This is a genomic window from Peribacillus sp. NPDC097225 (genome assembly GCF_044761955.1).
GTDB lineage: Bacteria > Bacillota > Bacilli > Bacillales > DSM-1321 > Peribacillus.
Window position 1 is genome coordinate 48,813 of sequence record NZ_JBIWDJ010000001.1, and the last position, 25,824, is coordinate 74,636.

Sequence of the window (25,824 nt, forward strand, 5' to 3'; positions counted from 1 at the left end):
CCTCTCTTAAAAACACTATGGTTTTTGTCAGTTTCTATGAGTGTGAGAGTAAAGAAAAAAAACCTTCTCAAAGAAGAAGGCTTTTTTCGAAACATTCTCCTCATCTATCAAGCTCTGCTTGCTGGATTTAGCACCTTTGCCTAGGCTGGTTGCTGAGGTTTCATCGGGCCAGTCCCTTCACCTCTCTCGATAAGATTTATTAAGTTTAATTTTCTAAACATTTCAAAATTTATTTATATTTAATTTACATGAATCATCTGATAATTTCAAGAGTATATTTATCATTTTTTCATTTTCTTCAGACTTTTTAACGATACATCCTTTTAGAAAGCAAGGCTCCCCATTCTTCCGACAAGGATTCAATGGAAAGCAAGGACATTGCCCCCTCCTCCCCATCACGCTTATGAAGGATGACATCCGTTGCATAAAGTACCGTAACCTTATCTTGAAGCCGATCCAATAACACGATATCATCTTGTTGGCCAATTACCCCTTCTTGTATAACCCTAGCAAAATAGCCAGTTAGATTAGTGTCCATCACCAATTTCAAAAACTCTGGCTCTTTGTTAAAGTGGGAGATGGTCGAGCAAGGAATACGCCCCTGTGTAATCTGAATAACGGTCCCGCCAATGCGATAGATATCGCCTATAAACGTTTGACGTTCAGTCATTCCAGCAATCGTCAAATTCTCCCCAAATGCAGGGATGGAAAGCTGCTTATTGAATGTTCGATTCCATAAATCATAATGCTCAAAGGGATAAAAACATAGAGCACGGTCAGGCCCTCCATGGAACTTTCTGTTACCCACTCCATCCCTATCAATCCCTGATTTTGTTACGGTGATATAGTCGATGGCCTTCTTATCCATTGCCGTTTTGATCTTTACCCCCGAAAGCTCCTCCTCTTTTGGCATCCCAATTTGAAGAGACATGATTTTACGATTTTCCATTGGACATCTTCCATTTCTTTTAAATTTCCAGATTGCAATAAAGAAACATTCTTTATATTCAATCTATTCAATTATTTGATTATACCAAACAAAAGCAATAACCTCTTTACTAGGTATAAAATTCGATGTGAAAAGAGAATGATATAAAAATAATCCCTTTGTTTTAGTAATTTAGTTGCTATTTCCAAATTAATTATGATAGAATATGAACACAATATATAGTCGAAAAAGACAATCCGTCGCCTATATGTTGATTCACGATTAATTTCCTCATTGTCGCTCTTTAGGGGGCGAATTTTTTTGTCTCCTTTTAAAAAGGGTGGAAAACAGTAGATCCTTACTAATTATTTATACCTAACAGGTAGCTACCAAATTGAACAAGAGACCTTCTTTTAATGAAAATTTATAGGTACGATCATTACTTTCCTCACAGTACACCACTTTTTTGATAATTTTGGTGATTTTCTTATGCCTTCATTTTCCCCTTAGCTTCTATTTTTTCGCCCCTTATATTCCAGGTATCGTAACAGCCATGCCGATATCGTTAGCCAAGCAGCTCCGGCAACAAAACCTGCCACAACATCGCTCGGGTAATGCACCCCTAGATAAATGCGGCTCCATCCAATGACCAATGAAGCCAAAAAAGCCAAAAACCATATAATGCCGTTCATATATTTACTTTTGACGATTCGTAAACATACAACTGCAATGCTTCCGTAAACGATAACCGAAGCCATAGAGTGACCACTAGGAAAACTATATCCTGAAACGGATAATAATGGAGCGATATCGGGTCTTTCCCTTTGAAAAAGATATTTTAGCCCCCAATTAAATACCCCACCCATTGCTGAAGTGATTATTAAGTATAAAGCAAGCTGTTTTCTTCTGTATAAGGCCAAAATCAAGGCAAATATACCAATTAGTACGACTATCCATGTCACCGACCCAAAAAATGTGAGCGTAGTCACAAAGCTGATAAATTGTTCACTAAAGGGCACTTGGATGAAATTGATAAGGACTTTATCAAATTCGATTAACTCCCCTTCCTTCAGTTCTTCCACAATTTCAATAAAAATGAAAAAATAAACTAGGATTAAACCAGCCATCATGGCAATATAAAGAAGTTTTTTTGAAATATGTATGCTAAAAAAGTTATGCATTCTCGGACACCACCTTTTCCCTCATTTACCACGCTACCTCTAGGATAAAACAAAAAAAGCCTAAGCGATAGATTTCGCTCAGGCTTTTTTTACGCTTGTTTCTTTTTAGGCTCCGCTCTTTTGCGTGTCGTCTTTTTCTTTACAACCATTTTCTCCGGCTTCGTCCTGTCAATGGACGCTTGTAAAGCTGCCATTAAATCCGTCACATTATTGGCCACGGGTTCTTTAGATTTTGCTGTAATGGTTTTCTCGCCAGTTTTCTTTGATTCAATCAATTCAAGCAAAGCTGTTCGATAATCATCTTTGTATTTAGTCGGATCAAACGTCGATGTCAACTGATCAATTAATAATATGGCCGTATCGATTTCTTTTTTTGCAATGGCATCATTAGCAGGAATATTAGGAACGTCGGTTGCAGAACGAACCTCATCAGGGTAATGAATGGTTTCCATCAACAATGTGTTATCCACTACCCGAAGGATAGCCATTTGTTCTTTGGAACGAATGATGATTTTAGCGAGACCAACCTTGCCTGACTCCAAGAGTGCTTCCCTCAAAAGAGAATAGGCTTTTGTACCGCCATCGTTTGGAGACATATAATAGCTTCGGTTGAAATAGATTGGATCAATTTCCTCTATTTTAACAAAATCAATGATTTCCACTGCCTTATCTTCATTTTGTTTTTTTAATTGCTCAAGTTCATTGTCTTCTAGGACAACAAACTTTCCTTTTGTATACTCAAACGCACGAACAATATCATCCTTGCCTACTTCTTTCTGGCAAACTGGACAAACCTTTTCATATTTTATCGGTGAATGGCATTCCTTATGCAAAGTTCGTAAGGATATATCCTTATCTTCCGTTGCCGCATGAAGCTTTATCGGGATATTCACCAAACCAAAAGAAATGCTGCCTTTCCATATTGTATGCAAATTCCTCACCTCATCGTTGATTAATTGATTCACTATTATTATCATTCCCATTTCTTTCAAAAAAATTATATCTCAACTCTTAAAATTAAGATTTTATGGGGAAAATACTAATAAACGCATTGAACGGAGGGAAAAATGTGATAAAACCAATGTTGCCCACCTATCATCCAGAAGCTCCTTGTTCTAAGGAATGGATATATGAAGTCAAATATGATGGCTTTCGGGCCATTTTAACGATTGAAGAAAGTAAAGTGGCAAAGCTGACGAGCCGGAACGGAAAAGAGTTGCTGCCTCTTTTTCCGGAAATCGGTGAATTCCTAGAAACCTTGAACCTCGAAGGTATACTTCCCCTTCAACTAGATGGAGAACTAGTTTGGCTAACGAATGAAGCCAAGGCAGACTTTTCCGAGATACAGTGGCGTGGACGTTTGAGAAACCAAACATTGATATCCGAGGCTTCCACCCTCTCCCCATGCCGATTCATAGTGTTTGACTTACTAACCTTAAATGGAAAAGACATTACCAAACAAAACTTGTCGGAACGGAAAGCTATGTTGAAGGGCTTAGGAAAGAAACTTCATTTCCCAGAAAATCCTAGCCCCCATGAAGAAAGCCCAATCCAACTGATTGGAAACTATGATACTGCAAATGAAGCAATGAACAAGGTCATTCTCATGGATGGGGAAGGGATTGTAGCCAAGAACATCAACAGCATATGGCACGAAAAACGGTCAACCTCCTGGATCAAGGTGAAAAATTGGAGGGTATTCCCCTGCTTTATCACCGCTCTTCATAAAGAAAACGGATATATTTCAATTTCCGTTTATAAAGACGGTGTAATTACCCCGATTGGGAGCGTCAAAAATGGCATGAGTGCCCAGGATAAAACCATTTTACACGAATTGATTAAAAAAAATGCCGTCGAAGAGAATGCGAAGTTCTTTTACCTCCATCCTTCCATTTGTATCGAAGTGCAATTTCTGCATGTTCATGAAGAAAATGAATTACGGGAGCCTCAGTTTTCCCAGTGGCTGTTGCAAACGATACCAAGTGAATGTACTTGGGAGAGGTTCCTTATCAGTCAATTTACTTTTCCGGAGTCGGTCCATATAACATCCCCAGATAAACCGATTTGGGCATTTAAGGATAGAAAGGTGATAAAAGTTGAATACCTCCAATATTTACGGGAGGTGTCATCTCATTTCTTGCCTTTTCTAGCCGACAAACTTCTGACAACAATTCGTTACCCTCATGGCGCAATGAACCCTGAACGTTTTTTTCAAAAAAATAAGCCAGAGTATGCGCCCGCATCGATTCAAACGTTCCTGAATGAAGACATCGAGTATATGCTATGTAATGAACTGGAAACATTGCTTTGGTTTGGCAACCAACTTGCCTTGGAGTTCCATGCACCATTTCAGAAAGCTGGCTCTACTAAACCAGATGAAATTGTATTGGATCTTGACCCTCCCTCGATTGAGTATTTTAACTTGGCGATTCATGCCGCTCTTGAAATAAAGAAAGTCTTGCTTCCATTACATATAGAAGCATTCGTAAAAACTTCAGGAAATAAGGGATTACAGATTCATATTCCACTACCGGAAGATACTTTTACTTATAAAGAGACACATATTTTCACTGATTTTCTTGGTCAATACTTAATAAGCTCCTTTCCAAATGACTTTACCTTAGAGAGAATGAAGAAAAATCGACAAAATCGACTTTATCTCGATTTTGTCCAACATAGTGAAGGGAAAACCATTATCGTCCCTTATTCCCCTCGTGGAAATCATTTCGCCGGGGTAGCCACTCCCTTATCATGGGAAGAAGTGAATGAAAACCTTAGACTGGAAGATTATACAGTGGAAACTGTACCTAACAGGATCAAAAGGTTGGGCTGCCCCTTCAAGAATTACAGGCAGATTGATAACGGCCCAGCATTTCTAGAGGTTTTATCCTTCCTTAAACAACAAAAGGGGCCTTATAAGTCCAAAAAATAAAACAGGTGAAGAAAAACGAATCGTTTTTCTTCACCTGTTTTTCTTTTTTTATAATAATTTACTGATTTGACAGCCTTTTGTCCCTTACCATTTCGTTTTCAAAAAGCTTTGTACTTCATCCTGCATCTTTGCATATAATTTTGTTTCCTCTTCATATTCATGTTTTTCAAGCACTGTGAAAACCTCTGGCTGATCGATGTCTATTTCAAGCAACGCTTTGAACTCATAGGTTGCATTTCCAATCAGGTCAATGGAATACGCATTACTCTCTTCATCATGGTGAACGATACATTTCACTTTTCCACCGTTGTTATAAACGGAAATTTCCTGTTCAAGCGAATTAAGTCCAATCGAGCAAGTAACCAGACTTGAAGCCGACATCGCAGTTCCACAAGCATTCGTGAAGCCTACACCTCTTTCGAAGGTACGAACATAAATGCTCCCAGGTGTCAGTTCTTTTACAAAACTGACATTGACCCCATCCGGAAACAGGTCATTCGGTTGGTTCACTTTCGTGGCAAGCTCTTCCTGTAAATTACTTTGCAATACATCGCTATCCACTAAGGTGATCAAGTGTGGATTTGGGACAGCCAATGCCGAAAATAGGAGGGAATCATGCAACTCAGGGAGCAATTCATTTAACAACTGATCCTTTTCTATTGCAAGCGGAAGATCCTTGACCCTAAAGCTGACCGGAGAAATTTCCACTTTGAATGTTGGAATTCCCGCATAAATATCATCCGTTTTTTCGACGAGTAAATTCACTTTCATCGTCTCAACAGTCATTTTATCAAGCCCTAAAACGTCATTCGTATACCTGGCCACACACCGAAGTCCATTACCACACATGGATGCTTCTGATCCATCTGCATTAAATACCCGCATTCTGGCATCTGCATGCTCACTTTTCATGACAAATAGAATGCCATCCGCTCCAAGCTTTTCTCTATTGCAAAGGACCTTCGCTAATTTTTCGCGTTCTGCCTCTGTAAAGGTCAGAGTTGTTGTTAATTCATCAATAATTAAAAAATCATTGCCCGATCCATGAATTTTAAAACCTTCAATTAACATCCTGTCACATCCTCAATGCTGTTCATTTATTTTAAATATTCTTTATCATAGCATTATAAGTTCGAACATGTCATCGGGAAAATTCCAATTAAGCGAATATTCCATCAAGAAAGCCGAGTTGCCATACAATAAAAAGCCTGTGGAGGCAATTCTACCCACTCCACAGACTTTTCAATTCATATTAACCTATTATAAAATAGATAATAAACAATATAGCGCTAACATACATTGGACCTGAAACTTCTTTCGCCTTACCTGTGACCACTTTCAGGAATGGGTATAGAATAAACCCGAAAGCCATTCCATCTGCAATACTGTAGGTAAATGGAATGAAGGTAATGATTAAAAGTGCGGGGATGCTTTCTGTATAATCGCTAAAGTCCATTTTCTTAATATTTTCAAGCATGAGCATGCCGATAATGATTAAAATTGGCGCAATGGCACTATCCGGAATCACCTTAATTACCGGAATAAATAAAAGTGACAGAAGAAACAAGAACCCCGTGATGACTGATGTTAAACCGGTCCTGCCCCCTGAGGCGATGCCTGCAGCGGTCTCAACAGTGGCTACCGTCGGACTGGAACCGATAGGGCCAGAAAGAAGAACGGAGACACTCGTTGCCTGTAGAGACTTCTTATAAGCCTCCGGACGTTCGATGCTGTTCACATGTCCGTGTACAAGACCAATGTTTTCAAAGATTAGTACCATGGTCATCGCAAAAACACTTATCCAAAATTCAATTCGCCCCACCTCGATAAATGTCAGTGAAAAAAAGAGTTCACTATAAGAGGCTGTATCCAAACCAGAAAAGTGGATATTCGAGATTTCAATCGTGCCAAAAAAGTACGCTATACAGCTACCTATGATGATCGTGATCATAAAGTTTCCTGGGACATTTTTAATAAATAAAGCAATGGCAAGTAAAAATGTCAAAATCGTTGCTAGAACAGATGGGTCACTCAAATGACCAAGTCCAAGAAGCGATGAAGAGCCCCTTGTAATAATCCCACCCTTTTCCAAACCGATTAACAGCAAAAATAAACCAAGACCAACAGAAATGGCGTCTTTTATGGAACCTGGAATGGAATCATTAATCAATTTCGAGAACTTTGTAAAAGCCACGATTACAAAAATGAGGCCCGAAACAAAAACAGCTCCAAGAGCCGATTGGAAGGATAAGCCCATTCCTTGAACCATTGTGTACGCGAACAGGGCATTGACGCCCATACCGGGGACGATGATTATTGGTACATTAGCCCACAACCCAATCAAGATACAACTCACTGCGGAAAGGATAATGGTTGCAATCACCGCTCCATTAATAGGTATACCTGCTTCAGATAAAATCAGGGAATTCACGACGAGAATATATACGATTGTGAAATAACCAACCACACCGGCAAGAATTTCACGTTTTCCATTTGTTCCATATTGGGAAAAATGAAAAAACGTTTCTAAATTTGTTTTCTTCATGTAGTATCCTTACTATGTTGTCCCTCGCCCACCCGCTTGTATAAGTGACAAACTGCACTTCGTGATTTTAACAAATATTCATTTAAAAATAAATAGAAACTCTTAAAAATGAAAAAGCTGATGGTATGATTCCATCAGCTTTTGGTACATTGTTTTTATTATTTTTCTATGTGGTCATAACCGTTAACGACCAGTTCCAATTTGCCTTTATCCGGAGAAATGATAAGTCCATGGACAGGAACATTCTTTGGAATCAGAGGATGGCTTTTAATAACCTCTACACTATTTTTTAAACTTTCATAAACGTCATCAAATCCACGAAGCCAACTCTTGATATCGATGCCTGAAGCTCCGATTGTATCGATTGTTTCCTTTTGAATGCCACGTTCTACCATTTTTTCTACCGTAACATCAGCATTGACAGAAGCCATGCCGCAATCATGATGAGGGATGACAAACACTTCATCCGCCTTCAATTCATATATAGCAATCAAGATACTACGCATGACGCTACCAAACGGATGAGAAACAATCGCTCCGGCCGTTTTCAATATTTTCACATCACCATTTTTGACATTCATTGATTTTGGTAACAGCTCAACAAGGCGAGTGTCCATACAACTGACGATAACCATTTTCTTTTCAGGGAATTTGTCTGTTTTGTACTTAACATATTCCTCTTTTTCAACAAATTGCTCATTATAATCTAGAATTTCATTAAGTAAACTCATACCTTCACCCTTTTTCTATGTATTCTATTATGTATTACTATTTGATTATATCAAATCTTTAGACTATTAGCCAAAAAAATTGCCTAATGCTAACCTGATGCTAAAAGGAACGATGATGATGTACGGCTACACAAACCCCAGCATACGCAAAGGGAAACTAAGAAGAGGTGCATTTGACTTGAATATCGTTTCCCAATCCTTCGACAGCACCATACTTGATAGCCACCTTCTTTCCGGTGCCACTCATAATTTCAAAAGAATAAGAACCCTGCTGAAGTTTGTATGGATATCCATTCATTCTTGTCATAATTATAAATCATTCTATTGATCTTCACGAGGGACTTTGTACCGTTTTCTTCATAATAACCAATGAGTTCGCCTCTTCGGTTCATGGCCGATACTTTATTGATAACCCCTCCTTTTTATTATACTCGGCTAGTAAATGACCCTTGTTCCATCATAAAAAAAGGGATCCGCCTAAGCAGAATCCCCCGATGTAAAACTTATAAAATCCTAAATATGAAGGGAATGCGATAGTCGACCCCTTCATAAGCTCTGACTGCAGCTATAATTGTAAATACAACTAAAGCTATACCTATGACCGGTAATAGTACTGCACCAATCAATATGATTACAAGTAGACCAGCGACGATGGAATATACAGTATAAGAGATAAAGAAGTTCAAATATTCCCTTCCGTGATAATCTACAAATTGGGATGAATCCTTCTTAACTAACCATATGACTAAAGGACCGACAAAAGCGGTAAAAAAGCTAATTACATATATTAGGGCAGCAAACACTCTTTCATCTTTAGTGGGCATGTGTTCTGTTCCTCCTTTCTTATATGAAATAATACGATTCAAAAAGCAATTAGTTTCATTTCTTACATGTTTTTTAAAAAAAAGTAAGTCTTTTTTCCCCCATCTTAAAACGTTAACGGATAAAAAACCGAATAAGTTGGCCCTTCCCACGCATACAGATTAAATAGTGGATTGTCCACGTAAGAATGGAGGGATATATTTGCTAAATGAATTCCAGGCCTTCATCCTTGGAATCATCCAGGGCTTAACTGAGTTTTTACCGATTTCAAGTACAGGCCATTTATATCTGGGGAGGCACATTTTCCATCTTGACGAAGCTGGCATCTTTCTAGATACTATGCTACACATTGGAACTTTACTTGCTTTATTGGTCGTTTACAAAGATGAAATCATATTCTTATTGAAAAATCCATTCTCAAAATTGACGCTTCTTCTGGTAATAGGAACGCTTCCGGCTGTTATTGCCGGTCTCCTTTTAAGTGATTGGTTTGACAGCCTTTCAAAAACAGGGTTGACGATTGGTTGGGAATTCCTCGTAACCGGAATGATTCTATGGTGGGCCGATGGAGTCAATAAAGGGAATAAGAAACTAGATGATATCTCCATAAAAGATTCCTTTATCATCGGTACCTTTCAGGCGGCTGCAATCATGCCTGCCTTATCACGTTCCGGATTGACCATCGCAGCTGGTCTTTTTTGCAGGCTTGACCGGGCAACAGCCGCCTATTTTTCTTTTTTACTTTCCATCCCTGCCATTGCCGGAGGAATCCTCTTTCAGATGAAACCCATTTTCACGGGAGAGGTTGAAAGGATCCCTTTCATGGCTCTTTTGATTGGGACCCTCGCTGCCGCAATCTTTGGATATATAGCCGTAGTCTGGATGATTGATTTCTTAAAGAAACGATCTTTGAAGATGTTTTCCATGTACGTCTGGGCACTCGGTACGATAATTTTATTCATGCAATTCACTGGACGATTTTAACAAAATAAAAAAGCAACTTTTCTTAGTGAAATGCTGACAATCGGGCTCAAAATCAAGTTGAATACCAACCAAAACCTTCCCAATTTCCACCTTCAAAAAAAAGTTGGAAATTGACGAAAAAAAAAGGCAAAAAACCTATTCCCAAACCGTTTATTTTTTAGTATTATACCTTCGTAAGGTTCTTTAGATTTAAATACTTTCTGAAAATAAAAATAGGGAAGGCAAATGGTGCGCCACCGGTTTCCGGTTCTAGTGGGTTCGATTCCCACCCCGAAATTTTTTGATGAACGACTTAAAAAATTTCGAGGGTGGGCAGCGGCTACGCATAAGGACTGCCCTCAAACGGAGGGACGGAAATGTTAAAAAAGAGAGATTTTGCAGATTGTTTTTCTCTTTATGAACACATGACTCATCCAGATGTCTTCCCTTTCGTGCGCCATAAAGTAGATTCATATGAAGAATATGTATTCATTACTAAGCAAACGATTGAGGCTGAAGAAAAAGGTGAGCTCATTTCACGAACAATCTTAGATGAATGGGAAAATCCCGTTGGTTGTATTTCTTTATACGATATTGAAAACGGAGCTGGGTTCCTAGGTACATGGCTTGGAAAACCTTTTCATGGTAAAGGGTATAATGCCGTTGCCAAAGACGCCTTCTTCAAGGAATTATTTTTTGAGCTCGGCATGGAAACGGTTTTTATGAGGATTCGCAAAATAAATATCCGTTCCATTAAAGCAGCCGAAAAGCTTCCTTATGCGATCAAGGCAAATGAAACCAGAAAAGCTCTCTATGATCAAATAAATCAAGAGGAAGACATTTATGATTTATTTGAAATTCCCAAGGATTTATACACCTTGCATATCCTAAGACAGGATAATGATGAAGACCAGCAATTACTTGAAGCTTAATCTTAATAAAGGCATGCCAACTCTTTCTTATGAAAGAAAAGGTACCCTATCATTTATATACAGAAAACGGAAGCGTCCCGGATTTGGGACGTTTTTTTATGTTTATTTACATTTCCCCCTCTTTTAGCCATATGGAGTACAATTTTTCTGGGCCGAATAAGCATATACCCTATTAATTTACTCAATCTTTTTCTATAATAAATACAATTGACCAATTACTAAATACATTCAAATAGTCATGGAAAGGATCTAATTATGAAAAAAATCATTCTTTTTATCATCCAGCTTTTCCTGTTGGTTATTATTTGTGAACTAGGGATTTATTTATCCAATTTCTTCAGTTTGCCCATTCCAGGAAGCGTAATTGGCATGCTTATATTATTCATTTTATTACAAACTAAAATTTTAAAAGTGGAGTGGGTTGATATTACATCAACCTTTTTAGTCAAACATCTGGCCTTTTTCTTCATTCCGATTTCTGTAAGCTTAATGACCATGGGTTGGCTCTTTCTAAAATACGGACTTCCCTTAGCCCTAACACTGTTAATCAGTTTGATTATCGGATTCATCGTATCATCCCTGGTCGTCCAAAAGTTCTCCCGTAGAGAAGAGGTTAAACAGCGTGACAACATTCATCACACTTTATAGTATAATGATTACGATCATAGCCTATGCTATCGGTAGGAAAATATACAGTACACATCCTTCACCTTTTACGACGCCTGTTTTTTTTGGAACAGTCACTATTATTCTCGCGTTGCTAATAAGTGGGTTGGATTTCAATGACTATACCCCAGGCAAAGACATCATCACGTATTTCTTAGGACCGGCTACTGTTGCGTTGGCCGTTCCTCTTTATAAAAATAGAGCCATAATCGCAAAATATGCGATACCAGCAATCAGCGGTATGGTTCTGGGTCTTGCCGTGACATTAACCCTTGCCTTAACCATCGCCAAAGCCTTAACACTTCCGCTTTATATCCTTCAGGGATTGGCGGTTAAGTCCATTACAGTTCCTATTGCCGTGGAAATCACCAAAATTTATGGCGGAAACCCTAATATTTCTGCAGCTTTCGTCATTTTAACCGGTGTTTTAGGCACGATGATCGCACCTAAATTGATGGATAAACTGAACGTCACGATGCCTTTCGCCCGTGGCATTGCTTATGGCACAATTGCACACGGACTTGGGACTGCCCAAGCAACACAGGAAAGTGAATTTACAGGAGCGGTCGCAGGTGCGGCAATGGCCCTTTCCGGCATCATCATTTCATGCTTATTTCCACTAATTAATCATTTTCTCTAGTATGATAAAAAATCCACATCGTCATTTGCCGATGTGGATTTTTTATGAAAAGATTCTGACTGAGGACCTAGCCTATTTCCCATCATTCCCAGGCAATTTTGAACTTTTAAACGGATGGTAATCAAGTGTACCAGCGTTGGTCAGGTTAACTGTTATGTTAATTTGGTCAATTGAATTTCCCTTCAAATAATCATTTGGTTCCTTAAAGCCTTTAGCTTGCCAAAATTTCAATTCTTTACGGTATAGAGTTCTCCCCAGACCCAGTGGATCTCCATTCCGTTTTAAGCCTATTTTATATGTCTTTTCAATTTCTTTTCTTATATAGTCTTGAACTACATTTTCAAAGTTCTTTAAAGGTTCTGTATTTGACATTTCCAAGATACTCCCATTAATATGTATATCCAGGTTGTATTTAGCTTCATTATCTTTAATGAACGGTTTGATTTTCACTTTAGGGTGGGATAATGAGATGTAATTTGTGCCGTCACCTTTTTTAAATTCAAGTGGTGTTCTATTCGTATCTTCCGTTACCCAGCGCAATCCTTTTAAATCATCAATGGAATACCAATTTAACGATTTTTTATAATACAGGACAAAAGCTCCGTCAATCATGAAAGTCCTGCGCTTTTTCTTGTCCTCGGTCCAATCCTTTTCACTAAAAGAAATCGTCGGAAGGATCGTAGTTATCGAAACGTCCCTGTAAGTGGAAATAAAGGTTCTCAATGAAATCGGTTTAATATAGGAAATGTTTTCATAAACCGCTTTTGGAAAATGCAGCTCTGAATATAAAGGCGTTAAATTGAAAAAACCTTTAATAGCAAACAATTCCTTCAATGGCTTGTTCGTCGCAAAAATATTACTTGAATACCGAATCAAATTATATCTGAAAGCGGCATCAATTATATCATTTATATTGTGCTTTAACGCCCTATCCGTCAACACAAAGGTAGAAACTTGACCAAGGTATAATCGTTGTTGTGCCGACTGATACAAATGGTTTATTGCCTCCGCAATGGATTTCCCTGAATGTTTCCCGACATACACTTTTCCCGGTTCTGTACTCTTGTTTTCTTGCTTGGCCACACCAGATAAGTCAACCAACTGTACATATACCTCATACTTGCCATCAAGATAATCCACTCCTAAAGTAGTCACGTAATGGATGTCCTGAATATCCTTATAATCCCAACATCCCGTTAAAAGTGTAAAGGCCGATAAGATGAGAAAAAGCTTCGACAATCGTCGTGTCACTGTTTACTCCCCCTTTTCCGTTTGGTCTAGAGCGCCTTTAGTTCTTTTCTTAACATTCCATGGGATTTTTATAAAAGCATCTGAAACTTTCGAAAGACTTGGAGGTGAAAGTTCATTCATATAAGGTACTCCAAACGACTCGAGAGAGGAAACCCAAAAAGTAACGAATATAAATCCAATAAGTAAACCATAAATACCTAGTATAGAACTAAGTATTAAGATTAATAAACGGATGATTGATACGACCCCTGTCAAAGATTGATTAACCAAGGTATAGGAAGCCACTGACGTGACTGCAGCGATGACAAGCATTGTTGGAGATGTCAATCCGGCACGAATGGCTGCATCACCGACGATCAAACCACCAACGACTGCAACAGTCTGGCCAACTGCTTGAGGTAACCGTACTCCCGATTCACGGAACAACTCGAATAACCCTAGCATGAGAAACATTTCAAGCGCAACAGAGACAGGTAGTCCCAATCTGGAGATACTGACTGTTGCAAGTAAAGGAAAAGGCAATTGGTCTATGTTATACGCTGATAATGCCACCCAAAAACCTGGAAGCAATATAGAACACACCAATCCAAAGACTCGTAGAAGCCTTTCTAAAGAAACGAATATGAAAGGAAGGCTTGAATCTTCGGCCGCTTTAATCTGAAGCAATAATGTGGTCGGTGCTATGATGACGGTGGGTGAACCATTCATAAGTACAATGAACCTGCCTTGGTTTAATGATCCGACGCAAAAATCGGGTCTACTCGTATAATGAGTCAGTGGGAACAGCCTGAAATTTGCCTTTGAGATCAACTCCTCAAGCTGTTGATTACTAATCAATACATCAATATCAATTTCATTCAGTCTTTTCCTTACCAGCTTAACAAGTTCAGGATTTATTATGTTCTCTATATACATTAGGGCGACTTTTGTTTGGGTGCTCTTCCCAATTGTAAACTCTTCATAGGATAGCGAAGCTGTTCGCATCCTTTTACGTATGAGAGCCACATTCGTTGCAAGATCTTCCACAAACCCATCCCGTGGGCCCCGAAGAGAAATTTCAAATGATGATTCCTCCGGACTCCTGTTTGGAATGTCTGGTAAAGGTAATGCAAAAAGCTGCTGTGTTACTTGGAAAAAAATAAGGATTTCCCCGCTGAATACCCGTCTACTTATGTCCTCTTTATCAATCGGACTGCAAGAAAGCTCTGTCAAAGTCAAAGAAGGATGAAATGGAGGCTCGAGCTTTTCATGATCATCCTTTTGCTCCAGCATAACGTGAATGTATTGCAATACATTATTATTCAATTCAATTGTATCTACCATTCCGGGGTAATAAAATAAGAGGATGTTCGCTTTTTTATTCTGTTCACTTTCCATTACCCTAAATAAAATATCCGAACTATTCCTGAAAAGTTCTCGAAAAACTTCTTCCGTATAATAGTATGGTTTATCATGGGCGCTTTTGAATCGTTTCATCAGGAACCACCTTTCGTTTAGGTTTCATCTTGGCTGCCACTGTAAATAAAAGAATAAGAATAATGAGCAAAAAGAAAGTACCCAGAAAATAATAGTTCTTTAAGAATGTATAAAAATGAATATCGCTTAAGGGAATTACATTGATAATAATCATCATTATTGCCAGGACTATCAGGATCCCTTTCTTCATATTCGCTGTTTTTACTCTTAATAAATCCGGAAGTAAAAACATCGCCATTGATACCCGAATAAAGGCGCCAGCAATCCATTGATATATGGAAAAAAAGTCTGTATGGGCAATGTACTTCCCGATAGTCAACAAGCGCCATTGTTCATAAGCCGGATATCGCATTTCGCTAGAAAGAATTGGGCCGAACTCAATAATGGCACCGGTAAGCGGGCCAAGGATTAATACCGTGATGATGCCCATCATCCCCAATACCGTTTTCAGTTTAATGGCCTCTCCATTTGAAAGATGATGCTGAAATAATATAACGATAATCAACTCCAGATATCCATTTGCAATGTAGTACATTGATTTAATCCCAAAAAAATAACCCTGCTCAAATAGTGGAAAGAGAAAATCATAGTTTTTTTCGGGTATATTACCAGTAGCTACAAAGATACCTAAAACAATCACAATGGGTAATAAAATCGCTGAATTAATGGCAATGGTCTTAAGGTTAGAATACGCAAGCACGGCACATATACACGCAAAAGGTATAATAATGGCGATTGAAGGTGTTTCTGGCAAGGACGTGGTACGGACCCAGTCAACCATATCTTTAGCCGTCGTCAAGATGATCGTGATCAAATATACTGAAAGCACAAAACATATTACCTTTGTAAACCGTTTTCCCATTCGATTTGCCAACCAGGGAAAAAGATGCTCCGTTTTTTTCTTCTTTAAAATCCAATACAGTAGGAACGCCCAACCAATAGATAAGACACCTGTGAGAACAGCAAATATCCAAGCATCTCTTCCTGCCACATCCAATACCAAAGGAATGATCATAACGTGGTTCAGAAGTCCGACCGAAAGGATGACTATCGGTAGTGAAGAATTAAAATTAATCTTTTTCATATTTAAACTCCATAAGGGAAAAGTTTTATCCATAACTATAAAGCATTCATTGTTTTGGAATAATAAATAGCATTTGCAGTGTAATAGGAATATATCCAAAAAGATATAAGGTCTATTTTTAAAAGACAAGAAAAACATAAAGGAGCCGCAACGTAGAATACGTTGCGGCTCCTTTATGTTTTTTCTTTTTTAGTGAGTTCATATAAACGTCTTAACTCATAGGTTTTATACAATTCTAACTTTCTTCGTTCAATAGGATGATAACTGATTCCTGCAGTTTTTAACTGCTGAATGAACCATCCTTTCGAGTATTGGTGAGCCATCCTTCCCCCTCCTCTTTTCGAAAAAAGATATGCTTGAGGAAGGGAAATAATAACCTACTTTTTACTTTTCATTACATTCGTCAACAATTCATACATTTCCGCCGCAGTTTTGAACGGACGCTTTTGACGCATTTTCGTTTGGTATGCGTCGGAATTATTGACTAGATCAAGAAGTGCCTGGTTAAAGACTTGATCTGATAATTCCTCTTCCTGAATCACCTTACAGAAGCCTTGCTTTTCAAAGCTTGCAGCATTTAAAATCTGATCCCCACGGGATGCGGCCGCACTAAGCGGAATAAGTAGCATTGGCTTTTGTAGGCCGAGGAATTCAAAAATTGAATTCGAACCTGCTCTTGATACAACAACATCAGCACACGCTAGCAAATCGAATAGTTCTTCATGTACGTATTCAAATGGGGCATACCCTCTTTGCTTAAGTTCCGACTTGACATTATCTTTTCCGCAAATATGAATAATTTGATAATCCTTTAATAATTGATCCAAGTTATCCGTTATCAAGTTATTTATTTTAACCGCTCCAAGGCTGCCGCCCATGACCAATAATACGGGCCTGCTATTCGTGAAACCACAAATGGTCTTGCCTTTTGAAGGTTTACCTGTGAATATCCCATCACGTAGTACCGCCCCAAGGTACATGGCCTTATCTTTTGGCAAGTCCTTTTCCGTCTCTTCAAATGTCGTGAATATTTTAGAAGCAAGCGGCATGGCAATTTTATTGGCTAGCCCTGGTGTATAGTCAGATTCATGAATCGCTATGGGGATTTTCAACATCCTTGCTGCCAATACGACCGGAACCGAAACAAATCCACCTTTTGAGAAAATGAAGTCAGGCTTAGTTCGTTTTAAAATCTTTCTTGCGTCAAAAATCCCCTTTATTACACGGAAAGGATCTTTTGCATTTTCTACAGAAAGGTACCGCCGGAATTTACCAACTGAAATCGTTTCATATCGAATTTCAGGAAATTCCTTTTCAATGATATCTTTTTCAATCCCTTTTTTAGAACCGATATAAGTAACATCCCACTCATGTTTTAAAAATTCCGGGATGATTGCTGCATTAACTGACACATGACCGGCTGAACCTCCACCGGTAAACACTACTTTCTTAGTCAAAATTTCCACCTTCCAAACTTAAAAAATCACTTTCCATCCATAGTACCACATTTCAAGGGTATATTTACTCGAAAATGCAAACAATGATATAGAATAACGTAATAAATGCAATGAGCGATTATTTTTTCATTTTCACTCTGAATATATTATAATCTTAGTATTCTACAATTCTACAGAATACATTGGAGGAACATTACATTGCAAGAAGTTTCTGAATCTCTTAATCAATTTGAAGGAATTGATGCATGGACACAACTAGGAATTTCTATCATTATTTTCCTTCTGGTCCTTTTGTTAAGGAAAGCATTCACTACTTATATTTTCAAATTTTTCCTTAAAATCGCAAAAAAAAGAAAAATTGAATTTGCCGCCAACCTAATGCTAGCCATTGAGCAACCAGTAAGATGGCTCATCGTTTTGATAGGGATCATCATTTCGATGCACTACTTTCCAATTGACATCCCATCAGAAATTATGAGGTCGAAGATATACCGTTCGGTCTTTGTCTTCTTGTTCTTTTGGACGATTTTCAATATCAGCTCGATTTTAACCATCTTGTTCCCTAAGTTAGTTAGTAAATTCGGACTTGAAGTCGATCAAATCGTGATGCCGTTCTTAACGAAAATCATTAAATTGATTATCTTGGCACTGGGAGCATCCATCATTGCGGAAGAATGGGGATTTAACGTCAATGGATTTGTTGCAGGTCTTGGACTAGGAGGTCTAGCCTTTGCCCTTGCTGCAAAGGATACTGTCAGTAACTTCTTCGGTGGAATCGTTATCGTTACCGAAAAACCTTTTACTATCGGCGACTGGATTAAAACACCAAGTGTCGAAGGGACGATTGAGGACATTACGTTTCGTAGTACGAAGGTTCGTACATTTGCGCAGGCTCTCGTTACGGTTCCGAATGCCACCCTTTCGAATGAACCAATCATCAACTGGTCGAAGATGGGCAAAAGGCAGATTGCTTTTCATTTAGGCGTGAATGTCACAACGCCAAAGGACAAGTTGGAAAATGTCATTAAGAGAGTTGAAAAAATGCTTACTGACCATCCGGAAGTCCATCCCGAAACCATACTGGTGAAATTTGATGAGTTCAGCCATACGGGTTTCAACATCTATTTGTATTTCTTCTCAAACGAAACCAACTATGGGGAGTATTTAGCCATCAAAGAAGATATCAACTTTAAGATTTTGGATATCCTCGAAGAAGAAGATGTCCAGATTGCCATCCCTTCTCAGGCATTCATCCTACAAACCGATTCGCATACAGCAGACATGAACGATTTTCAATCCATGCATGACTGACAAAAGGGACTGCCTAAATACCGGCAGTCCCTTTTTATATCTTGCCTTAAATAAAATCAAAATGTTCAAGGGATTTTATGATATAATTCTTTCATTGTGAAAAAATTTCATACACCGAGGTACATCGATGAATCAAACTTATAAAAAGTCAGAAAAGATCCGTTTGTTATTTTATATTTTGATACCTATCCTCATCACCCAAATCAGTCTCTATGCCATGACTTTTTTTGATGTGATGATGTCGGGCCAATACAGTACTGAAGATGTTGCCGGCGTCTCGATAGGAAGTTCGCTCTGGACTCCAGTCTATACGGGATTGAGTGGCATTTTGATTGCCTTGACTCCGGTCGTCTCACAGCTAATCGGATCAAGACGTACAAAATTGGTATCCTTTTCAGTGATGCAGGCCATATACTTGGCCATATCCTTAGCCGTCATAGTTTTAGTCGTCGGGTCATTTGTTTTAAACCCTATTTTGAATGCCATGGATTTGGATTCAACTGTCCACCGGGTCGCGCATGACTATCTGGTTGCCCTATCAATCGGGATTGTTCCATTATTCATATACAATGCCTTAAGATCCTTCATTGATGCACTGGGTCAAACAAGAATTTCGATGGTTATTACGTTGATCGCACTTCCGATAAATGTTGTGTTCAATTACCTTCTCATATACGGAAAATTTGGTTTTCCGAAACTTGGAGGGGTCGGTTCTGGTTATGCCACCGCGATTACCTATTGGTTAATCGCTATCATTGCCATCTTAGTCGTGGTGAAAATGAATCCGTTCTCTTCCTATCTCGTTTTCCATGAATTTTTCAGGGTATCTTGGATTGAATGGCGGTCCCTATTAAAGATAGGCGTCCCTATCGGATTGGCCATCTTTTTCGAAACAAGCATTTTCTCAGCCGTTACCCTCTTCATGAGTAAATATGATACGATCACTATTGCTTCACATCAAATTGCGATGAATTTCGCGTCATTGCTTTATATGATGCCGCTTAGTATATCTATGGCCCTAACCATTGTCATTGGATATGAAATTGGTGCTAAACGATATAATGACGCCCGTGAATACAGCAAGATAGGAATAATCATGGCTCTGTCGATGGCCCTCGTCAGTTCAGCTATCCTATTTTTCTTCCGGGAACCTGTAGCTGCTCTCTACACAAAAGATCACGCTGTAGTTGCACTAACTTCCCATTTTTTGATCTATGCCATCTTCTTTCAGATATCCGATGCCCTGCAGGCACCCATTCAGGGAGTATTACGTGGATACAAAGATGTCAATGTCACTTTCGCTATGTCACTTGTCTCCTATTGGGCACTCGGACTGCCTATAGGCTATCTATTTGCTAAGTTTACGGAAATGGGAGCTTTCGGATATTGGGTCGGTTTAATCTCAGGTTTGGCACTAGGAGCAATAGGTCTGGCCGCTCGTTTACGATACATTCAGCATATAAAATTCAATAAAACCGCTTAAAAAGGTGAAAAAAGGATTTATCCTTTCTTCACCTTTTCTTATCTTTATCTATCCTATTACTTCTTATTGATTTTACCTAGAATATCACTTCCGCCTGTGATTGGAATGACGCTTCCGGTAATGAAATCAGATTGATTTTCGCACAAAAAGGTAATGACTCGTGCAACGTCTCCTCCTGTTCCGGGTCTTCCTACCGGGACCAACTCATCCTTCTCCCCCTTGGCCATAAAAATCTCGGCTTCCTTCCATGCACCTACAATATCCCCTGGACAGACCATATTGACCGTGATTCCATTGGTTGCTTCTTCTAATGCCAATGTTCTTGTTAAAGAGGTCAACCCGCTTTTTGCAGCAGCAAAAGCCGAGCGGTAAATCCAGCCGGGTGCCGTCTCACAACGGTCAAAACCGAGCGTGATGATCCTACCCCATCTTCGCTTTCGCATATGAGGGATGATTTCCTTTGTCATAAAGAAAAAACCATTTAGATTACCGTTCATCATGTAATTCCATTCTTCACTGCTATACTCGGTCATGGATTTTCGTTCATGCAAATAAGGTCCTGCATTATGGATGAAGAAATCTATTCTTCCAAAAGTATCCATAACTACTTCCACCAGGCTCTTGCAATCTTTCTCAACTGAAGCATCGCCTTCAATTGCCAATGCTTTTACTGAGTAATTTTCCCTCAATTCTTGTACCAATGCTTTTGCTTCCTTTTGACTTTTCCGATAGGTGATGACTATTGACGCCCCCATACTTGCTAGGGAATAGGCAGTCCTTCTACCGATTCCCTTTGCTCCTCCCGTAATAACAGCTACTTTTTCATCCACAGGCATCCCTCTTTACCAAATGATTTTTATTTTATATTATACATAGGCACGAGTTATTTTCCTAAAAATTAACATATCGGAAAATGAACCCATGGGTTTGAGCCTGCATAAAATAACAAAAATAACCCTGTCACCAGAAATGCAGGAGAAAGGAATTCAATATGTTTCCTTGGAATTCACTTTTTTCTTTCCAGAAAAACTCAAATCAAAAGGACTTCTTAAAGAATATGCAGCAAAGTGATGTACAGACCTTTATTGAAAAGGTATTTACACAAGTCATACCAGAAAATATGCAAGGAATGACGAACCAAGCTAATAATCCTTTCCAAAAGGATAATAAGCCTTCAGAACACCCCTTACATTCAGAAGTTTTCGAAACGCATTCATTTGTCTTCATAAGAATACCCATCGAGGATGAAGCCTGGCTCAAACAAATGAAACTGAAACATACTTCTAATCAATCAATCGTTGAAGGTATACCAGAAGCATCGGATCGACATGTGATTACATTGCCTGCTCTCGTTAAGAAAAAAGGTGCTGCTGCACAATATAAAGACGGTACATTAGAAATCCGTCTGCCTAAAAGCTTTAATTCGCAGTATTCCGAAATCGATGTTTCAGAATTTTAATTCCTCTAGAACGATTACATGCAATCATTTCTGAACTAACGCAAAAAAGAGTGTACCTCAAATTTCAAGGTACACTCTTTTTATTCTATTAAACTTATTATTTACCGATGAATTGTTGAGTCCAGTAGTTACCTGATTCTACATATCCAACACCGATATGAGTAAAGCTTGCATTCATGATATTTTCACGGTGGCCTTGGCTGTTCATCCAAGCTTCAACCACTTCTTCTGGTGTTTGTTGACCTTGTGCGATGTTTTCTCCAGCTGATGTATAGCTAATTCCGAATTGTTTCATCATATCGAATGGAGAACCGTACGTGGGGCTATTATGATCAAAATAATTATTGTCTTTCATATCTTGAGACTTCGCACGGGCTACCTTGCTCAATTCTGTATCAATTTCAAGAGCTGCTAGACCTTGTTTTGCTCGCTCAGCATTTGTTAGTGTAACTACTTCTTGTTCAAAAGCACTTAATTCTGAGCTTGTCTCTTTTTGTTCCTCATTTGTTTTCTCTGTCGTTACTTCTTCTGTTGTCTCAGGTTTTGCTTCTGGCGCTGTTACTTCTTCTGTTGCTTCAGGTTGTGCTTCTGGTGCTGTTACTTCTTCTGTTGCTTCAGGTTGTGCTTCTGGTGCTGTTACTTCTTCTGTTGCTTCAGGTTGTGCTTCTGGTGCTGCTACTTCTTCCGGTGTTTCAGCTTTTGCTTCCGGTGTTAATTGTACTTGCTGTACTAATTGTTGGAATGCGAAGTGTGAAGTTGGCATTGCAATATTATACTTAGCTAAGTATTGTTCAAGTACTTTTTGTATATCTTCCTGATTGATAGATTTATATGTTACTTGTTTCACAGTTTCACAGCTTGCCGCTTCAGTTTGGCTAGCACCCGCTCCTGTAAAAATTATAGCTGCAGCAGCTGCTGCTGATATGAACATTTTCTTTTTCATTTGTATTTCCTCCCATTAATTCGTTGATGTGTCTTGGCTCTGGAAATATCATATCATGCATTTTTTGTAATAAAGGCACCATCAATTTCCAGAGCCCTATCCAACAACAATTGATTGGAAGGAATATTATCCTAGTTTCATAGTCATAGAGAAAAACCTTATTCTATCAATGTTTTGCTTTTTCTTACATATTCATATATTTTCCATGATTTTTTTGTCAATGGAAGATACTTATTACCATTACCATGGAATACTAATAACTTTTAGTTGACAACTTGTATAAACCCTTATTGATATGACTTTTTTTACTTTTATATTACAAATATTTCGTATGAAACACGTTTATAATGTTCCTTTTTCTTTCTTTTTTGAAAAATAATGATAGACTCAATTGAATTTAAAAAAGGTTCGAGTTTTACCGAACCTTTTTTCACTACGAGAAGTTGTGACAAAAAAATCATTTTCAATGATCACTTTCTTCATGATCCATCTCATCCATGTTTTTGGAACCACCATTTTCCTCGGGTGAGCTTGGAGTTCCGATTATGAATTCCTTCTTAGGCATATTGTGCATATCCCTGGCCGTTACATGGGCATATACATAATAAGTTCCTTCTTCATTAAAGGACTTTTCCAATTCATAGATTCCATTTCCTTTATGGGTGGCGGCTATTTTTTCATGATCCTCACTATTTGCCAGCCATATTTCAAAACTCACATCATCTGCATCCTTCACTTCTTCTTCACCATAGGTCACTTTTGCCTTGAATGTTACTGGCTCGTCCCTTTCACCTTTAGTAGGTTCGACCGTTAGATCTACATTCAGCAGTTTTGGAATCTCTTCTTCTTTACCACAACCAGCCAGTATGGCTAAAGCTACACACATTCCAATCATCATTTTTTTCATTGCCATTCCCCTTTTTTATTAATTCCATTCATCTACTATAGTCGGTAGCACTATGCTAACTTTTGTACCTATCTGTTCCTCACTTTCTATAGTAATTTTACCTTTTTGCTGCTCAACCAATTTCTTGACGATGGAAAGCCCCAGCCCCGAGCCCCCATCAAATCGGCTTCGTGCTTTGTTCACTCGATAAAAGCGTTCCATCACATGATGAATATCTGATGCCGGTATTCCTCTTCCAGTATCTCCGATGATTAGCTCACACTCTTCTTTTTGCTGGGTCAATGTTAAGTAGATGGTGCCCCCCGTTTCCGTATATGTAATGGCGTTATCCAGGATATTATGAAGAACTTGTTCTACTCTTCCTTCGTCACCCATAATAATCGGGTCAGGATCTAGTTCAACCTCCAACCGGATTTGCCTTTCTTTCATAATAGGCTCATATTTAACCAACACTTCTTCTATGAATTGGGCAAAGGCAATTGGCGTACTATGAAGACCACTTTGTTCACTGTCCAACTTAGCTAAATTCATTAAATCCCTTAAAAGTTTTTGCAGCCTTTGCGTTTCCCTTGAAATGAGTTGAAGGTATTTTTGTTTTTCTTCTTCATCTTTCACAATGCCATCCTTAATGGCCTGCGTATATCCTAAAACGTAGCTCAATGGTGTTCTAAGCTCATGTGCTACATTTTCGAGGAATTCTTTTTTTCTTTCTTCTTCTAAATAAATGGACTGTGCCATCTCATTGAATGCTTGAGCCAAACTCCCTATTTCGTCTTGGCTCTTGACTTGAAGCTTAATATTATAATCACCATCCGAAACGCGATTGGCAGCGTGTTCCATTTCCTTGATCGGCTTGACCAACTTTTTCAACCATTTTGTCATAAAGAAAATCACAACAATTAAAAATAAAAATGCGGCCCCCAACCATTTTGCTGCAAACTCTCTAAGTAAATCGGTAATCGAATCAACGGGAATATATGTATAGATGATGCCTTCAAGGCGATCTCCATCGTTTAAAGGAATAATTGCCGCTACAATATTCTTATCGAACCTTTTCTCATACCCTTCTTTTTCTACGGCTTGTCCGGCCAATAGGAGTTGCCTTTCTTCTTCTGAAATGAGGGTGTCATAATCGATTTCAAAGGGCAGGCAAGCACTTAATTCCCTTGGGTTGCTGACAACAAAGACTTCACTATCATTTTTACTATTGAACCATTCTACCTTTTCCACGAAATCTTCAGTGATTTCCCCTCCGGAATAGTCCACACCAAGCAAGCTGGCTTCATTAACTAAATCTGTTTTAATTTTTTTTACATATAAGTTTTTGTAATAATATTGTGATAGCGAGTATGCGAATAGAACCGATAGAATAATTGCGGCAATAATCGTTACCCATATTTTAATAGATAGGGACGGTCGCTTATTCCACATGTTTTTCCTCGATTTTATAGCCAATGCCCCATACCGTTTGAATATAGTCGTCAGTCTTCAATTTCATCCTTAACGTTTTGATATGGGTATCTACCGTACGTAAAGAACCCCCATATTCTCCGCCCCAAATGTTCTCGAGGAGCTGCTCGCGGCTCAGCGCTTGATTTTGATGATGGATGAGGAATACGAGCAATTCAAACTCCTTCAATGTCAATATCACTTGCTTCCCCTCTAGAGACACAGTTCTGGAATCAAGGTTGACGTTAATTTCACCCAGCTGAATGCTATTTGTATCTTCTCGTTTCAATGACATTTTCCCTGCTCTGCGTAGTACAGCTCCAACCCTGGCCACCAGTTCACCTGGATTAAAAGGTTTCACCAAATAATCATCGGCGCCTATCCCTAATCCTTTTACCATATCCCATTCCTCACCTTTTGCACTGACAAAAATGATAGGGACTTCAGATTGTGAGCGGATTTTTTCACATATGGAAAAACCGTCCATTTCTGGCATCATGATATCCATTAAGATCAAGTCTACATCATGAACTTCAAGCAGGGATATGGCCATTCTCCCATTATCCGCTTGAAGACATTTATATCCTGAGTTAAGCAAATACATTTCTACCAAGTTACGCATATCTTCTTCATCATCAACGATTAAAATGGTGTAATGATGCAT

At 38.7% G+C, this 25,824-nt stretch carries 25 protein-coding genes and 1 riboswitch; of the genes, 8 read left to right on the plus strand and 17 right to left on the minus strand.

Translation table 11 applies throughout. The annotated features are described in order from the left end of the window. Positions 1-97 precede the first annotated feature (97 nt). A riboswitch (SAM riboswitch) is annotated at positions 98-196 on the minus strand. A gap of 111 nt (positions 197-307) precedes the next feature. The 3 genes from ACIQXH_RS00200 to ku all read right to left on the minus strand — a co-directional run bounded on the left by ACIQXH_RS00200 (position 308) and on the right by ku (position 3,041). Further along, complete coding sequence (locus tag ACIQXH_RS00200; RefSeq protein WP_402988274.1) at positions 308-949, minus strand: MOSC domain-containing protein; 642 nt, start codon at positions 947-949, stop codon at positions 308-310. A gap of 485 nt (positions 950-1,434) precedes the next feature. Next, on the minus strand, positions 1,435-2,109 hold the full coding sequence (locus ACIQXH_RS00205) for a phosphatase PAP2 family protein (RefSeq protein WP_402868881.1): 675 nt from the start codon (positions 2,107-2,109) through the stop codon (positions 1,435-1,437). A gap of 89 nt (positions 2,110-2,198) precedes the next feature. Continuing rightward, positions 2,199-3,041 carry a non-homologous end joining protein Ku gene (gene ku / locus ACIQXH_RS00210; protein ID WP_402868883.1) on the minus strand — a complete coding sequence of 281 codons (843 nt, stop codon included), beginning with the start codon at positions 3,039-3,041 and terminating at the stop codon, positions 2,199-2,201. Positions 3,042-3,178: 137 nt separating this feature from the next. Between ku and ligD the strand changes: the two genes are divergently transcribed. Beyond that, the gene (ligD, locus tag ACIQXH_RS00215) at positions 3,179-5,041 is read left to right on the plus strand and encodes a DNA ligase D (RefSeq protein ID WP_402868885.1); all 1,863 of its coding nucleotides are present in this window, start codon (positions 3,179-3,181) and stop codon (positions 5,039-5,041) included. A gap of 84 nt (positions 5,042-5,125) precedes the next feature. On the opposite strand, the gene dapF is transcribed toward ligD, so the two are convergent. From dapF to ACIQXH_RS00235, 4 genes are all read right to left on the minus strand, one after another. Next, on the minus strand, positions 5,126-6,112 hold the full coding sequence (gene dapF / locus ACIQXH_RS00220; protein ID WP_402868888.1) for a diaminopimelate epimerase: 987 nt from the start codon (positions 6,110-6,112) through the stop codon (positions 5,126-5,128). 181 nt (positions 6,113-6,293) lie between these two features. Then, the gene (locus ACIQXH_RS00225; RefSeq protein ID WP_402868890.1) at positions 6,294-7,586 is read right to left on the minus strand and encodes an NCS2 family permease; all 1,293 of its coding nucleotides are present in this window, start codon (positions 7,584-7,586) and stop codon (positions 6,294-6,296) included. A gap of 158 nt (positions 7,587-7,744) precedes the next feature. Beyond that, on the minus strand, positions 7,745-8,317 hold the full coding sequence (locus ACIQXH_RS00230; protein WP_402868892.1) for a beta-class carbonic anhydrase: 573 nt from the start codon (positions 8,315-8,317) through the stop codon (positions 7,745-7,747). A gap of 503 nt (positions 8,318-8,820) precedes the next feature. Then, a complete protein-coding gene (locus tag ACIQXH_RS00235) occupies positions 8,821-9,141 on the minus strand; it encodes a DUF4870 domain-containing protein (protein ID WP_402868896.1) in 321 nt (106 codons plus the stop codon). A 199-nt stretch (positions 9,142-9,340) separates the two neighbouring features. Here ACIQXH_RS00235 and ACIQXH_RS00240 point away from each other — a divergent pair, with 199 nt between their 5' ends. The 4 genes from ACIQXH_RS00240 to ACIQXH_RS00255 all read left to right on the plus strand — a co-directional run bounded on the left by ACIQXH_RS00240 (position 9,341) and on the right by ACIQXH_RS00255 (position 12,340). Then, positions 9,341-10,123, plus strand: coding sequence for an undecaprenyl-diphosphate phosphatase (locus ACIQXH_RS00240; RefSeq protein WP_403121795.1), 783 nt, complete (start codon positions 9,341-9,343; stop codon positions 10,121-10,123). Between the two features lie 356 nt (positions 10,124-10,479). Next, positions 10,480-11,034: a GNAT family N-acetyltransferase gene (locus tag ACIQXH_RS00245; RefSeq protein WP_402868901.1), complete on the plus strand. Its 555-nt coding sequence runs from the start codon at positions 10,480-10,482 to the stop codon at positions 11,032-11,034. A gap of 255 nt (positions 11,035-11,289) precedes the next feature. Then, positions 11,290-11,682 carry a CidA/LrgA family protein gene (locus ACIQXH_RS00250; protein WP_402868903.1) on the plus strand — a complete coding sequence of 131 codons (393 nt, stop codon included), beginning with the start codon at positions 11,290-11,292 and terminating at the stop codon, positions 11,680-11,682. After that, positions 11,657-12,340 carry an LrgB family protein gene (locus tag ACIQXH_RS00255; protein ID WP_402868905.1) on the plus strand — a complete coding sequence of 228 codons (684 nt, stop codon included), beginning with the start codon at positions 11,657-11,659 and terminating at the stop codon, positions 12,338-12,340. Before ACIQXH_RS00250 ends, ACIQXH_RS00255 begins: the two co-directional genes overlap by 26 nt. 72 nt (positions 12,341-12,412) lie before the next feature. On the opposite strand, the gene ACIQXH_RS00260 is transcribed toward ACIQXH_RS00255, so the two are convergent. The 5 genes from ACIQXH_RS00260 to ACIQXH_RS00280 form a co-directional block, all read right to left on the minus strand. Further along, positions 12,413-13,591 (minus strand): Ger(x)C family spore germination protein, encoded by a 1,179-nt coding sequence (locus ACIQXH_RS00260; protein ID WP_402868907.1) that lies wholly within the window; start codon positions 13,589-13,591, stop codon positions 12,413-12,415. A gap of 3 nt (positions 13,592-13,594) precedes the next feature. Then, positions 13,595-15,067, minus strand: a complete 1,473-nt coding sequence (locus tag ACIQXH_RS00265) for a spore germination protein (protein ID WP_402988258.1) — start codon at positions 15,065-15,067, stop codon at positions 13,595-13,597. Further along, positions 15,042-16,151 carry an endospore germination permease gene (locus ACIQXH_RS00270; RefSeq protein WP_402868910.1) on the minus strand — a complete coding sequence of 370 codons (1,110 nt, stop codon included), beginning with the start codon at positions 16,149-16,151 and terminating at the stop codon, positions 15,042-15,044. Before ACIQXH_RS00270 ends, ACIQXH_RS00265 begins: the two co-directional genes overlap by 26 nt. Positions 16,152-16,324: 173 nt before the next feature. Further along, a complete protein-coding gene (locus ACIQXH_RS00275; RefSeq protein ID WP_402868911.1) occupies positions 16,325-16,474 on the minus strand; it encodes a YflJ family protein in 150 nt (49 codons plus the stop codon). A gap of 54 nt (positions 16,475-16,528) precedes the next feature. After that, complete coding sequence (locus ACIQXH_RS00280; protein WP_403079428.1) at positions 16,529-17,617, minus strand: undecaprenyldiphospho-muramoylpentapeptide beta-N-acetylglucosaminyltransferase; 1,089 nt, start codon at positions 17,615-17,617, stop codon at positions 16,529-16,531. Positions 17,618-17,806: 189 nt separating this feature from the next. Here ACIQXH_RS00280 and ACIQXH_RS00285 point away from each other — a divergent pair, with 189 nt between their 5' ends. Both ACIQXH_RS00285 and ACIQXH_RS00290 read left to right on the plus strand, forming a co-directional pair. Then, positions 17,807-18,919: a mechanosensitive ion channel family protein gene (locus ACIQXH_RS00285; RefSeq protein ID WP_402868914.1), complete on the plus strand. Its 1,113-nt coding sequence runs from the start codon at positions 17,807-17,809 to the stop codon at positions 18,917-18,919. Between the two features lie 127 nt (positions 18,920-19,046). Further along, positions 19,047-20,402: an MATE family efflux transporter gene (locus tag ACIQXH_RS00290; RefSeq protein ID WP_402956883.1), complete on the plus strand. Its 1,356-nt coding sequence runs from the start codon at positions 19,047-19,049 to the stop codon at positions 20,400-20,402. Between the two features lie 56 nt (positions 20,403-20,458). Here ACIQXH_RS00290 and ACIQXH_RS00295 read toward each other — a convergent pair whose 3' ends face one another. After that, positions 20,459-21,232: an SDR family oxidoreductase gene (locus ACIQXH_RS00295; RefSeq protein ID WP_402868917.1), complete on the minus strand. Its 774-nt coding sequence runs from the start codon at positions 21,230-21,232 to the stop codon at positions 20,459-20,461. Between the two features lie 227 nt (positions 21,233-21,459). Here ACIQXH_RS00295 and ACIQXH_RS00300 point away from each other — a divergent pair, with 227 nt between their 5' ends. After that, entirely contained in the window at positions 21,460-21,861 is a 402-nt protein-coding gene (locus ACIQXH_RS00300; RefSeq protein ID WP_402868918.1) for an Hsp20/alpha crystallin family protein, read from the plus strand. A gap of 97 nt (positions 21,862-21,958) precedes the next feature. On the opposite strand, the gene ACIQXH_RS00305 is transcribed toward ACIQXH_RS00300, so the two are convergent. The 4 genes from ACIQXH_RS00305 to ACIQXH_RS00320 form a co-directional block, all read right to left on the minus strand. After that, positions 21,959-22,804 carry a CAP domain-containing protein gene (locus ACIQXH_RS00305; protein WP_402988238.1) on the minus strand — a complete coding sequence of 282 codons (846 nt, stop codon included), beginning with the start codon at positions 22,802-22,804 and terminating at the stop codon, positions 21,959-21,961. Between the two features lie 463 nt (positions 22,805-23,267). After that, entirely contained in the window at positions 23,268-23,711 is a 444-nt protein-coding gene (locus ACIQXH_RS00310; RefSeq protein WP_402868922.1) for a FixH family protein, read from the minus strand. A gap of 18 nt (positions 23,712-23,729) precedes the next feature. Continuing rightward, complete coding sequence (locus ACIQXH_RS00315) at positions 23,730-25,142, minus strand: sensor histidine kinase (RefSeq protein ID WP_402868924.1); 1,413 nt, start codon at positions 25,140-25,142, stop codon at positions 23,730-23,732. Beyond that, positions 25,132-25,824, minus strand: coding sequence for a response regulator transcription factor (locus ACIQXH_RS00320; RefSeq protein WP_403121798.1), 693 nt, complete (start codon positions 25,822-25,824; stop codon positions 25,132-25,134). Before ACIQXH_RS00320 ends, ACIQXH_RS00315 begins: the two co-directional genes overlap by 11 nt.

Excerpts from the sequence above, each read along its gene's own strand:
- dapF (WP_402868888.1), bottom strand. The coding sequence starts at position 6,112 with ATGTTAATTGAAGGTTTTAAAATTCATGGATCGGGCAATGATTTTTTA.
- ACIQXH_RS00205 (WP_402868881.1), bottom strand. The coding sequence starts at position 2,109 with ATGCATAACTTTTTTAGCATACATATTTCAAAAAAACTTCTTTATATT.
- ACIQXH_RS00290 (WP_402956883.1), top strand. The coding sequence starts at position 19,047 with ATGAATCAAACTTATAAAAAGTCAGAAAAGATCCGTTTGTTATTTTAT.
- ACIQXH_RS00225 (WP_402868890.1), bottom strand. The coding sequence starts at position 7,586 with ATGAAGAAAACAAATTTAGAAACGTTTTTTCATTTTTCCCAATATGGA.
- ACIQXH_RS00265 (WP_402988258.1), bottom strand. The coding sequence starts at position 15,067 with ATGAAACGATTCAAAAGCGCCCATGATAAACCATACTATTATACGGAA.
- ACIQXH_RS00310 (WP_402868922.1), bottom strand. The coding sequence starts at position 23,711 with ATGAAAAAAATGATGATTGGAATGTGTGTAGCTTTAGCCATACTGGCT.
- ACIQXH_RS00275 (WP_402868911.1), bottom strand. The coding sequence starts at position 16,474 with ATGGCTCACCAATACTCGAAAGGATGGTTCATTCAGCAGTTAAAAACT.
- ACIQXH_RS00315 (WP_402868924.1), bottom strand. The coding sequence starts at position 25,142 with ATGTGGAATAAGCGACCGTCCCTATCTATTAAAATATGGGTAACGATT.
- ACIQXH_RS00250 (WP_402868903.1), top strand. The coding sequence starts at position 11,290 with ATGAAAAAAATCATTCTTTTTATCATCCAGCTTTTCCTGTTGGTTATT.
- ACIQXH_RS00300 (WP_402868918.1), top strand. The coding sequence starts at position 21,460 with ATGCAGCAAAGTGATGTACAGACCTTTATTGAAAAGGTATTTACACAA.
- ACIQXH_RS00305 (WP_402988238.1), bottom strand. The coding sequence starts at position 22,804 with ATGAAAAAGAAAATGTTCATATCAGCAGCAGCTGCTGCAGCTATAATT.
- ACIQXH_RS00245 (WP_402868901.1), top strand. The coding sequence starts at position 10,480 with ATGTTAAAAAAGAGAGATTTTGCAGATTGTTTTTCTCTTTATGAACAC.
- ACIQXH_RS00200 (WP_402988274.1), bottom strand. The coding sequence starts at position 949 with ATGGAAAATCGTAAAATCATGTCTCTTCAAATTGGGATGCCAAAAGAG.
- ACIQXH_RS00230 (WP_402868892.1), bottom strand. The coding sequence starts at position 8,317 with ATGAGTTTACTTAATGAAATTCTAGATTATAATGAGCAATTTGTTGAA.
- ACIQXH_RS00270 (WP_402868910.1), bottom strand. The coding sequence starts at position 16,151 with ATGAAAAAGATTAATTTTAATTCTTCACTACCGATAGTCATCCTTTCG.
- ACIQXH_RS00320 (WP_403121798.1), bottom strand. The coding sequence starts at position 25,824 with ATGCATCATTACACCATTTTAATCGTTGATGATGAAGAAGATATGCGT.
- ACIQXH_RS00235 (WP_402868896.1), bottom strand. The coding sequence starts at position 9,141 with ATGCCCACTAAAGATGAAAGAGTGTTTGCTGCCCTAATATATGTAATT.